Origin of the sequence: Psychromonas saccharinae, from assembly GCF_051201515.1 — a bacterium.
Lineage (GTDB): Bacteria > Pseudomonadota > Gammaproteobacteria > Enterobacterales > Psychromonadaceae > Psychromonas.
The window spans coordinates 1,231,626-1,243,613 of record NZ_CP195153.1; the positions used below are offsets into that span (position 1 = coordinate 1,231,626).

General features: G+C 37.3%; 10 protein-coding genes. 7 read left to right on the top strand and 3 right to left on the bottom strand.

The genetic code is table 11. The features are described 5' to 3' along the window. Positions 1 to 47: 47 nt before the first annotated feature. From mshL to ACR30L_RS05495, 7 genes are read left to right on the top strand one after another with little or no spacing between them, the layout of a single operon-like run. Positions 48 to 1,667 (top strand): pilus (MSHA type) biogenesis protein MshL, encoded by a 1,620-nt coding sequence (mshL, locus tag ACR30L_RS05465; protein ID WP_435237026.1) that lies wholly within the window; start codon positions 48 to 50, stop codon positions 1,665 to 1,667. After that, positions 1,667 to 2,569 carry an ExeA family protein gene (locus tag ACR30L_RS05470; RefSeq protein ID WP_435237871.1) on the top strand — a complete coding sequence of 301 codons (903 nt, stop codon included), beginning with the start codon at positions 1,667 to 1,669 and terminating at the stop codon, positions 2,567 to 2,569. The genes mshL and ACR30L_RS05470 overlap by 1 nt, the downstream gene beginning before the upstream one ends. Beyond that, positions 2,566 to 3,741: a tetratricopeptide repeat protein gene (locus tag ACR30L_RS05475; RefSeq protein WP_435237027.1), complete on the top strand. Its 1,176-nt coding sequence runs from the start codon at positions 2,566 to 2,568 to the stop codon at positions 3,739 to 3,741. The genes ACR30L_RS05470 and ACR30L_RS05475 overlap by 4 nt, the downstream gene beginning before the upstream one ends. Further along, the gene (locus ACR30L_RS05480) at positions 3,738 to 5,561 is read left to right on the top strand and encodes a GspE/PulE family protein (protein WP_435237028.1); all 1,824 of its coding nucleotides are present in this window, start codon (positions 3,738 to 3,740) and stop codon (positions 5,559 to 5,561) included. Before ACR30L_RS05475 ends, ACR30L_RS05480 begins: the two co-directional genes overlap by 4 nt. Beyond that, entirely contained in the window at positions 5,561 to 6,781 is a 1,221-nt protein-coding gene (locus ACR30L_RS05485; protein ID WP_435237029.1) for a type II secretion system F family protein, read from the top strand. Before ACR30L_RS05480 ends, ACR30L_RS05485 begins: the two co-directional genes overlap by 1 nt. A gap of 48 nt (positions 6,782 to 6,829) precedes the next feature. Then, on the top strand, positions 6,830 to 8,332 hold the full coding sequence (locus ACR30L_RS05490) for a bifunctional metallophosphatase/5'-nucleotidase (RefSeq protein ID WP_435237030.1): 1,503 nt from the start codon (positions 6,830 to 6,832) through the stop codon (positions 8,330 to 8,332). A 1-nt stretch (position 8,333) separates the two neighbouring features. Further along, complete coding sequence (locus ACR30L_RS05495; RefSeq protein WP_435237031.1) at positions 8,334 to 10,040, top strand: diguanylate cyclase domain-containing protein; 1,707 nt, start codon at positions 8,334 to 8,336, stop codon at positions 10,038 to 10,040. Between the two features lie 47 nt (positions 10,041 to 10,087). Here the strand turns inward: ACR30L_RS05495 and lipA are convergent, their stop codons facing one another. Genes lipA through ybeD form a run of 3 tightly spaced genes read right to left on the bottom strand, consistent with a single transcriptional unit; the run spans position 10,088 to position 11,982 of the window. After that, complete coding sequence (gene lipA, locus ACR30L_RS05500) at positions 10,088 to 11,056, bottom strand: lipoyl synthase (protein ID WP_435237032.1); 969 nt, start codon at positions 11,054 to 11,056, stop codon at positions 10,088 to 10,090. Continuing rightward, the gene (lipB, locus tag ACR30L_RS05505) at positions 11,049 to 11,699 is read right to left on the bottom strand and encodes a lipoyl(octanoyl) transferase LipB (protein ID WP_435237033.1); all 651 of its coding nucleotides are present in this window, start codon (positions 11,697 to 11,699) and stop codon (positions 11,049 to 11,051) included. The genes lipA and lipB overlap by 8 nt, the downstream gene beginning before the upstream one ends. A gap of 13 nt (positions 11,700 to 11,712) precedes the next feature. Continuing rightward, complete coding sequence (ybeD, locus tag ACR30L_RS05510; RefSeq protein WP_435237034.1) at positions 11,713 to 11,982, bottom strand: DUF493 family protein YbeD; 270 nt, start codon at positions 11,980 to 11,982, stop codon at positions 11,713 to 11,715. Between the last annotated feature and the right edge of the window lie 6 nt (positions 11,983 to 11,988).

The following is an 11,988-nucleotide window of genomic DNA, read 5'->3' on the forward strand; positions in this document are numbered from 1 at the left end:
GAAATAATGTTGTTTTAAACGTAAATTTACGTGATGGAAAAGATGAAATGAAAAAAACTATTGTACTCAGTTGTTGCTTTATATTGCTAAGCGCATGTCAAACGACGAAAAAGAATACTGCAGAGCAGCAAAAATTAGTATTACAAAGCAATTTAAATCAACATCAAGTTGAAAATTTGATCGTGCCCGGCGATATTGAAGCTGAGTTATATTCTGAATTATCACAACCATTAGTCGATTTACCTTCTCAGGAAAAGCGCATTGATATTTCAGCAAGGGATGTTGATGCAAGCGTTTTTTTTACTTCATTGATTAATGATTCTGCTTACAGTGTTGCCGTTCATCCCGATGTAACTGGAAAAATTTCTCTTTCTTTAAAGCAAGTCACTTTAGCTGAAGCTCTCAATATTATTGAAGATATGTATGGCTATGAAATAACACGACAAAATAGGATCTATCATGTTTATCCTGCCGGTTTGCGAGTTGCAAGCTTTACCTTAGATTATCTATTTATGAATCGTATGACAGGATCTAGAACCAGTGTCTTATCGACCAATATAAGTTCAGAAGACTCGGATGATTCAGACTCCGATTCAGATAGTTCATCGTCAAGTTCTTCCTCTACAACCGATGAATTCTCAGGTAGTTTTTCAAGTAATGGAATGAATGAAGGGACTGATATCGTTACGGTGACAAATAGTAACTATTGGGCCTATTTAGAAACAAAGATTAAAACACTATTAAAAAACAAGGCGGGGCAAGAGGTCGTTGTTAGTCCAATGTCAGGCGTAGTAACCATTCGTGCTTATCCTAATTATATTCGTGAAGTAAAAGCATTTTTAGAAAAAGAGACCGAAAACCTGAATCGCCAAGTGACATTAGAAATGCAAATTATTGAAGTTGCTTTAACCGATGAGTATCAACAAGGTATTGATTGGGATAGTGCTTTTTCAAGTATCAGTCAGTTAGCCGATAGTACGATTCAAAGTACGATTGGTGGTGGTGGTGCGTTAACTATTTCTAATGGGTCATTTAATTCAGTCATAACATTATTAGCGACGAAAGGTGATGTGAATGTTCTATCTAAACCTCGTATCACGGCGATGAATAATCAAAAAGCAGTGATTAAAGTAGGGGGCGATGAATATTTTGTGACGGATTTTTCAGTGACTTCGGAAACAACAGATAGCACAACGACAACGACTCCGGATATTGAGTTAACCCCTTTCTTCTCAGGTATCTCCGTTGATGTTACGCCTAAAATAAATGCTGATAATACCGTGTTACTTCATATTCATCCGGTTATTGTTGATGTTGAAGAAGAATCGAAAACTATTTCCTACGGTTCCGATGACAGTGCTAATGAATTAATTTTACCTTTAGCTAAAAGTGAAGTGCGTGAATCAGATACGATGGTCAAGTCTAATTCTGGTGATGTCATTGTTATTGGTGGATTAATGAAAACCGACCAACAAGATTATACTTCTGAAACTCCCTTTTTATCGGATCTTCCCTTTGTTGGTGAGCTATTCACTAATCGTCAGAAAATTAATAATAAATCTGAATTAGTTATTTTAGTGAAACCACAAGTTGTAACTAAAAATACATGGAATATGGAGATTCAAAAATCCTCTGTATTAATTGATAACTGGTATCCAACTGAATGATTTACTTAAAGCATTTTGGGCTACAAAAAGCACCATTTTCATTAACGGCTGATCCACACTTTTATATCGACTTTATTCCACATAAAGAAGCATTAGAAGTGATAACAACGGCGTTAGAATTGGGCGAGGGCATTTTAAAGATAAGTGGTGAAGTCGGTACTGGAAAAACCCTGTTATTCAATAAATTACAAGAAGAGCTTTCCAGTGAATACATGCTTTGTTGTATTGATAATCCTTATTTAACTGCCCATGAATTACGCTGTGCCCTTGCTGATAAAATTGGCATTCAGAAAGCCGAATTTGATGATCAATTTTTATTAACTGGATTGATTAAAGATCAATTATTAACCTTAACTGAACAGGGGAAGAAAGTCGTACTCTTAGTTGATGAGGCACAGGCATTACCCGATGTAACGTTAGAAGCATTAAGGTTATTTTCAAATTTAGAAATTGCATCGCAGAAATTATTGCAGGTGGTTTTATTTGCCCAACCTGAGTTAGATATGCGTTTAGCGGATACAAAATTAAGGCAATTACGGCAGAGAATTACTTTTTCCTATCAATTACGGCCCTTAAGTGATGATGAAATCGAGCATTATATTAGTCAGCGTTTAACCCAAGCGGGATATCGTGGCGCAACGTTATTTAATCGTAAGGTCTGTTGGCAAATTAGTCGTGCAAGCCGAGGTATTCCTCGGTTAATTAATATCCTATGCCATAAAGCATTGTTAATCAGTTATGGTCAACAACACTATAAAATTACGCCTAAATTAGTTAATCAAGCAATTGCCGATACCGAAGATGCCTATCCCTTGGATAAATTAAAATATTGGTGGGGATTATTGGTGTCATTTCTCGTGCTTAATATCTTTTTATTATTGTGGTGGAAAGGGCTGCTATGAGCGTGATTAATAAGATGCATCATGATTTTAGAGAGTCTCAAAAAGATGGGCCTGTCATAAAGGGAGTACCGGATCATTCACGTTCAAAAAAAGCCATAATTGTGGTTATGATTGGCTTACTTATTTTATCTGCAATGGGTTTTGCGATATTAATATTTAACCAAGACCCGCATGCAAATGAGCAATCGATTACTGTACATAAAGATAATCATTTAGACGTAAATAATCATGTAGAAAAAAAATCAAAACTAGTGGGGGAAATCGTAAAACAAAGTGAGGTCGATATAGATACACACAATATAGTAAAAGAAGCTGTTGTAACCCCTATCGTATCGAAACCAACTGCCGCAATACCACCTGTTAACTTGCATTCCGAAAAACAACAACCACTAATAAAAGCAATTGTTGATGTTGAAACACCCAGCAAAATTGAGCAAACAACAGTGCTTCCTGACTTTACCCCGAGCAATGTTGAGGCGATTGACAATAGCATCATAGAAACGCAATCGGTCGATTATGTTTTATCTGACGATAGCACATTGGAGATAGAACCGACTCAAGGGAAGTTAGAAATAAAAAATGCACAACTGACCAATGAAGAGCTTGCCGGTATTAAATTAAAAGAAGCACAGATAGCTGAAGATCAAGGTGAGTTAAATATCGCGGCGGATAAAAGAGAACAAGCTTTACGTTTTTACCCGGGTCTTAACGATGTTCGAAAATCCCTTGCTTTGTATTTTTATGGCACAGGTAATATTAGTAAAGCAAAGCAATTATTACAGACAGGTGCTGTGCTTTCGCCGGATTATGCTGAATTCAATTTAATGTTATCCCGACTTGCTTTAAAAGAGGGAGATCCTCAAAAGGCGTATTTGTATTTAAATCAGCATCCGCCATCAATAAAGGGACACTTAGATTATTATGTGAGTTATGCCATTTTGGCACAAAAATTTGGTAAATATGAACAGTCTGAACAATTATATACGCGTTTGCTGTCTGAACGACCTAATAATGGACGTTGGTTAATGTCATTAGCGATTGCGCAGGATAAACAGAATAAAGTTGAATTAGCTGCATCGCATTACAAACGGGCTTTATTACAACCGGATTTATCAGAGAAAGCTAAAGCTTATATTAATCAACGAATTGCTTACTTAGAGAAAAGCCGATGAAACCAAAATTAAAAAAACGCTTAGGTGACTTGCTGGTTGAAGAAAGATTGATTAGTGAAGCGCAATTAAGCAATGCATTACAACAACAGAATCAATTAGGATTGAAATTAGGTGCAACTTTAATCCATCTTGGTTATATCAATGAAGATCAAATCCTTTCATTTCTTTCTCGTCAGTTAGATATAAAAATTGTTGATTTATTAAAAGTAAAAATAGATCCCAATGCGGTGCAATTAATTCCAGAGGTTCACGCTCGTCGTCTTCGAGCGTTAGCTATCCATGATACTGGTGATATGATTTCATTGGTGGTTTCTGATCCCGCAGATTTACATAGTCTAGATGTATTAACCAGTCTATTAAAGGGACGTCAATTTGAGTTGTTGCTTGCTCGTGAAGATCAATTAATAGAATCCTTTGATAGAGTTTATCGCCGTACTAAAGAAATTGCTTCGTTTGCTGTCAAGCTTAGTGAAGAGCATGGTGAAAATGCTCAATTTGATGTCACTGCAAGTTTAAACCTTGAGGGCGAAGGCGCTGATGCAACCGTTGCAAAACTAATCCAATCGTTGTTTGAAGATGCAGTCCAAGTGGGGGCATCGGATATTCATATTGAACCCGATGAACATGTATTGCGGATCAGGCAGCGTGTTGATGGGGTCTTACAGGAAACATTATTGCCCGAAAGTAGTATTGCTAGTGCACTTGTTTTACGTTTGAAATTAATGGCCAAATTAGACATTTCAGAAAAGCGTTTGCCACAAGATGGACGTTTTAATATTAATGTCAAAGGGCGCAGTATCGATATTCGTGTGTCAACCATGCCGATTCAACAAGGTGAATCCGTTGTGATGCGGTTATTAGATCAATCTGCAGGTGTATTATCTTTCAAAGAAATAGGTATTCCCAATCATTTACAAGCCCGTTTAAAGTTGTTACTTAAACGCCCAAATGGATTGATTTTAGTGACTGGCCCAACGGGGAGCGGTAAAACGACAACCTTATATTCATCATTAGCAACATTAAATGAACCCGGAAAGAAAATTATTACCGTTGAAGATCCCGTCGAATATCGCTTAGAAAGGGTTAATCAAGTTCAAGTTAATAGTAAGATAGGATTAGATTTTGCGACTGTCTTACGAACGGCATTGCGCCAAGATCCAGATGTTTTATTAGTTGGTGAGATGCGTGACAATGAAACCATGCAAATAGGGATTCGTGGTGCTTTAACCGGTCACTTAGTGTTATCAACATTGCACACTAATGATGCCATAAGCAGTACATTACGTTTACTTGATATGGGAGCTCCGGGGTATTTAGTTGCAAGTGCATTACGCGCTGTGATTGCTCAACGTTTAGTTCGTCGGTTATGTGAAAACTGTAAAAGTGATGGACCCGCTTTACCGGAACAACAACTTTTACTTGAGCGTATTACCGATGAAAATTTAAAACAGACGCATTTCCATTCGGCACTCGGGTGTCAACGCTGTCAATTTACTGGCTATAGAGGCCGTATTGGGGTATTTGAATTATTAGAGTTAAATGAACAGATGATCAGTGCTTTACGTTTAGATGACAGTGATGGTTTTGCTAAGGCAGCTAAACAATCTAAATATTTTAAACCATTGGCACTGGCGGCATTAGATTATGCGAAGCAAGGATTAACATCACTAGAAGAAGTCTTTAAATTAGTTGATCATTTTGACCACGTAAAAAAATCCGATGATGAGATAGAAATAACGCCTTCAATACGTGATAGTGGTTTAACGTTAACTCCTCTTGATGAAAGTCATCATGCTTTACCTTCTGAGATAAATGATTAATGGCTATTTATAAATACGTCGGGCGAGACGGCCAAGGAAATACGGTTGAGGGGGAAGTCGAAGCAAATTCTAAGGAACAAGCGGCAGATTTAGTTGTGCAGAAAGGAATACTGCCTTCTGAATTAAGTGAAGTGAGTGAGGGAAGCGAAAGCATTGATATTGCCTCTTTGCTTGTTCGTCAGGTGAAATTGCCTGATTTAATTATTTTCACTCGACAAATATACTCATTAACTAAAGCTGGGATTCCTATTCTTAGAGCGGTGAATGGGTTAGCTGATTCTAGTCACTCTAAATTATTAAAAACCGCCTTGTATGATGTATTAGATCGTATGCATAATGGTTATTCGCTTTCTGCTGCAATGGCTGCTAACCCTCGCGTTTTTTCACAACTCTATATTTCATTGATTCAAGTTGGCGAAAATACGGGGCAATTAGATAAAGTGTTCTTACAATTATCTGAATATCTTGAGCAGGAATTAGAAACGCGTAAACGGGTTAAGGCCGCTATGCGTTATCCGTCTTTTGTTATGATTGTATTAGTCGTTGCAATGGTGGTGTTAAATATTTATGTTATTCCTGTTTTTGCTGGCATGTTTGCTAAATTTCATGCTGAACTCCCCTGGACAACACAATTATTATTAGCAACATCGTCTTTCTTTGTAAATTATTGGCCTTATTTATTGTTGGTTTCTATCGCAACGATTGTGGCGCTGAAAGTTTGGTTAAAATCAGATAAGGGCAATTATACTTGGGATAAATGGAAGTTACGTATTCCTATTATAGGAAGCGTTATTGAGCGTTCTTTATTAGCGCGATTTTCACGAAGTTTTGCTATGATGTTAAGTGCGGGGGTTCCACTAAATAATGCTTTATATTTGGTTGCTTTTGCCGTTGATAATCATTATTTAAAAGAAAAAATATTGGCAATGCGTGGACGTATCGAATCCGGTGAAACATTATTAAAAACCGCTTCTAGTGCGCAATTATTTACGCCTTTAGTGTTACAGATGATTGCCGTTGGTGAAGAAACAGGACAGGTTGATGAGTTACTGAATGAGTCGGCTGATTTTTATGAGCGTGAAGTGGATTACGAGCTTAAGAATATGGCTGCAAAAATTGAACCGATTTTAATTTCTATTGTTGCAGTAATGGTACTTATTTTGGCGCTCGGTATTTTCACTCCAATGTGGGACATGATGGGAGCGATTAAAGGGCGATAATAGTGAGTTTTTTAATCAAAGATAGTAAATGAAATAGGAGATAATTAAGTGAAAAAAGTTATTCTTTTAATACTTAGTTTGATTTGGGTAGGTAATGTCTTTGCTGTCGATAATAAAGCTTATATCGTCTTTTCCGCTGGTCTTAATGAAATAGATGATCCAATGGGGAGTTATGCTGAATTAGCGTCGCTGTTATCCGATTATCGTGCGACCCAAACACCTACTTTTTTTGTATTCGGGGGGAATAGCCTTTTCCCAAGCACCTTATCTTCCTTTGACCATGGCGCCCATATCATCGATTTGCTTAATACATTGGAACCTGATGCTATGGCTGCAAATAAAGGTGATTTTGCATTTTCGGTGGATGAATTATCCCTACGTAGTTATGAAGCCGCTTTTCCCATTGTACAAAGTAATGTGATTGGAACTGGATCTAAAAAACGCATAGAGGGAATTACAGGCTCTGCTATTATGGTAAAGGGCGATTATCGAATTGGGTTTATCTCGCTAATGGATCGTAGTGATATTGAGTCTTACAATTTACAAAATGTCACCGTACAATCGATTGAGGTTGCTGTTTCCGAAAAGGTCAAAAGTTTTCGAGATGAAGGCGTTGATTTTGTAGTTTTACATTACGCGGGAAACGAATTTAATTGCGTTGAATTTTTAGAAAAAGGCATGGTCGATATTGTTTTACGCAATCCTCCCCATGTCACTTTGTCAAAGCAAGTTAAGTTACAGCAACATCCTCGGCAAATCTTTGTTTCCGATAAAGACAAGGCTGCTGTTATCGAATTTAGTTGGGACACTCTGGCGCATAAAAAAACGCAAATGCATGCGCAACTTAAAAGGCTTTCCGATTACCCTAAATTTGCAAGTGTCGAACAACAAATACAAGACTATTCAAGACATCTTGATTTATTATTGGATGATACTATTGGTATAACAACGACCCCGATTGATCTTTCTCGAAAAAATTTACGTGTAAAAGAAAATGGCTTTGGTAATTTACTTGCAGATTTAATGAAAGCACATACGGGGGCTGATGTCGCAATTATGAATAGTGGCGCTATTCGTGGAGAAGGTATTTATAAAGCGAATAGTCGGTTGAGTCGTGGTGATATTATTAAAGCGTTACCTTATCGAGATCGTGTTGTTTTATTAAATGTTAATGGAGCTCAAATATTATCTGCGTTAGAAAATGGCTTTTCAGAAATAGAAGGGATGAAAGGGCGTTTTCCACAAATCACAGGGATGCAGGTTACTTATAATTCAAAGGGGCGCGTAGGGCATCGTATTATTTCTATTATGATTAACAACCAACCACTTGAATTACAGAAACAATATAAACTTGCAACAACACCTTATATCGCGAATGGTGGGGATGGATATAATATGTTTAAGGATAATATTGAAGTTACTTATGCGCAGCAGATGACGGAATTACTGTCCGATATATTAATTAATAAGTTACGGCTTAATCATCGAATTTCTCCTAAAGTTAATGCGAGAATAATTGATACGGCTTCAGTCAAGTCGAGTATTAATTGATATGGAAAATAAACCAGCAGGCAATGGGCGCAGTCGTTTATTCAAAATGCTTTGTGGGCGGCGTTATTCCCTTGCAAAAATCATTACGAGTGGATTTATAGCGATTGTTATTTTGTTTCTGATTGTGGTTGTTTTGTTTTCTTATCGCTTACAAAGCGTTCAATCATTACTTGGTCATATTACCGAAGAATCCTTTCCTGAAATGACTTATTCCAACGCCATTCATAGTCAAGTGAATGAATTACTTTATTTTAGTAGTCATCTGGTGGGCGCAAATACAGACGTTGGGTTACGTATTACGAAGAGGAAAATTGACGCCAAGATAGCAAATATTAAGAAACAAATAATGGAGCATGACAATAATCAAAATCAGTTGAATCAACTGCAAGTGATTAGTCAAGAGCTGGATAATTTGCATGATTTAGTCAAACAAAAACGTGAGCGGCAAGATCTTATTATTGTTGATCAAAATAAGCTTTATTTATTACATGAAGCCGTTTTTAAATTATTACAAAACATACCTTCTCAGGTGGATGCATCCTCTTCAACCGCTGACTGGATTTTAACCTATTCAGAAGTTATTACATTAACAAGTAAAGGCTTAATAAAGCAGCGTTTACAGGAAGTTAGACAAACTTTATTTTTAGTACAACAGAAAATTGATTTATTAAGAAAAGAAATTATCTCTTTGCCGAAGGAAAGCCAGTCCATTGCTATATCACTGACGAATGAATTACAACAATTGTTACTAGAAGACAATGGTTTGTTATTACTTAAAATTGACCAATTGCGGATAATTGGGCGAGTGGTTGGGCGTGATAATTTTGTTAAAAATTTAATCGATGATTTTTCTCGTGATGCCGAGTTTAGAGCCTACCAAATAAACACGATGCTAGTGAATGAAACGGATGCCATTGTTGCTCATGGCAAGCGTGATGTTAAATTAATTAGCCTCATTTCATTACTCATTTTTATGTTGCTATTCATTGTGATTGTATTCATTCAACAATGGTTTGTTAAGCGGATTGTGACGCTCAATAAAAAAGTAATGGCGCGGTTGTATGGGCACTCGGGGAAAATAGAGATTGGTGGAAATGATGAAATATCCGATATCGCCGATGCATTTGATTTTTTTGCCGTTAAAGTTGAACAACAAAAGCATAGTTTGGAAGCCCTCTCATTAACCGATGGATTAACTGGGATCCCAAATCGTCGAGCTTTAGATCAGCGCTTAGCCTATGATTTAAAAGCGGCTAATAGGCATTCTTGGTCTGAAGCCGTTATGTTAATGGATATAGATTTCTTTAAAAAATACAATGATACCTACGGGCATATTGCAGGTGATGCATGTTTACGACACATTAGCTATTCGCTTTCCCATCATTTAACTCGTGCAATTGATTTTGTTGCGCGTTATGGTGGTGAGGAGTTTATTTTCTTATTACCTAATACCGATCTTTTGGGGGCACAAAAAGTTGCTAACGCAATTATTAGACAAATTGCAATTTTACAAATAGAGCATCAAAGTAGCGATATTGCAGACTACGTTACCTTAAGTATAGGAATAACAATATTTACCCCCGACGATAAGCGTTCAACCCAATGTTTACTTGAAGATGCAGATCGTGCGTTGTATGAGGCTAAGTCGAATGGTCGTAATCGTTGGTCGGTGTATCAACCAGAAGATAGTCATCTTGATAAAGTTTAGCTGAGGCGAGGATATAGAGCGTAATAAATACGCTCTATTAATTAATATTATTTGACCTCTTCACCAGCAGCTTGAAGATCTGCATGATAAGAAGAACGAACAAAGGGACCACAGGCTGCATGACTGAAACCTAACTGTCTTGCTTTTTCGCCAAGTTGATCAAACTCTGCTGGTGGAACGTAACGCTCTACGGCTAAGTGATGCAAGCTAGGTTGTAGATATTGTCCCAGTGTCAACATCGTGACGCCGTGTTCGTATAAGTCGTGTATAACCGTTTCAATATCTTCATTCGTTTCACCAAGTCCCATCATTAATCCTGATTTTGTTGGGATTTCCGGATGAAGCGTTTTGAATTTTTGAAGTAGTTCTAGTGACCCTTTGTAGTTTGCGCCAGGACGTACTTTTTTGTAAAACTGAGGAGCTGTTTCGAGGTTATGGTTAAAGACGTCAGGTAAGTTGTCTTCAAAGCAGGCGAGTGCTTTATCGATACGGCCTTTGAAGTCGGGGACTAATATTTCAATCTTAATATTAGGCGACAGTTTGCGAATTTCTCGAATACAATCAACAAAGTGTTGTGCACCACCATCGCGAAGATCATCTCGGTCAACGGAAGTAAGTACAACATATTTTAGTTTCATATCTTGAATTGTTTGTGCAAGATTTTTGGGTTCGTCAACATCCGGTGCTAACGGTTTACCGTGGCCGACATCGCAGAAAGGGCAGCGTCGTGTACAAACATCACCTAGAATCATAAATGTTGCTGTGCCGTGGTTAAAACATTCGTTTAGATTTGGACAAGAGGCTTCTTCACAGACCGAGTGTAATTTGTTTTTACGCATTGCATCTTTAATTTCAGTAACGCGGGTATTGTCTGCCTTAATTTTTATTTTCATCCACTCAGGTTTTTTTAAAATGCTATCTTTATCTGAAGGGATCACCTTAATTGGAATATGTGCAAGTTTATCTGCATCGCGCAGTTTTTCACCTGCGGTTAATTTTCTTGGTTTATCACTCATTAAAAAAGCTCTCTATTTTTGAGTAGGTTAATCGGTCTTTTAATTTATCTATTAATAATGGGGCTAGTTCATTTACAGAAAGTGCAATACCTTCGTTTTTACATTGTGTCATTTCCAAGCCTGCATAACCGCAGGGATTGATTTGTAAAAACGGTGATAAGTCCATATCTACATTTAATGCCAGACCATGGAAAGAGCAACCTTTGCGAATTTTTAACCCTAATGACGCTATTTTTTTATTGTTAACATATACGCCTGGTGCATCAGCTTTTGCAATCGCATCGACTTGATTATCTGCTAAGATGCTAATCAGGCTATTTTCAATACTCGAAACTAATGTGCGGATATTAAAATCTTTACGGCGAATATCAATCAGTAAATAAGCGATTAGTTGTCCTGGACCATGATAGGTTACTTGGCCACCGCGATCAGTTTGAACAATAGGAATATCAGTGAGTTGCAAGATATTCTCAGCTTTACCTGCTTGTCCTTGGGTGAATACGGGAGGGTGTTCAACAATCCAAATTTCGTCTATTGTATGATGATTGCGCTGTTCGGTAAAGTCGTGCATTTTTTCCCATGTGTCTAGGTAGTTCTGTACACCTAGATATCGCACATGTAGTTGGTCTGCAATAGTGGTCATTTCATTTATCTCATTAAAGAATATAACGAACTCGTTCTAGTGTATTTAACTCTGTATAAATGGTTTCAATATGTTCCTTACTAGTCACAATCACAGGAATTGTTAAGGATTGGTAGTTACCTTTTGAGCTTGGCGTTATTTTAGGTGAGTAATCGCCAGGGGCATGTTTTTGGATAACATTGAGCACATCTTCAATCATTTGGGATTCTGCAACACCCATTATTTTAAATGCAAAGTTACATGGGAACTCTAAAAGCTCATCAAATTTAGTGTTTAAGGACATTTGGAA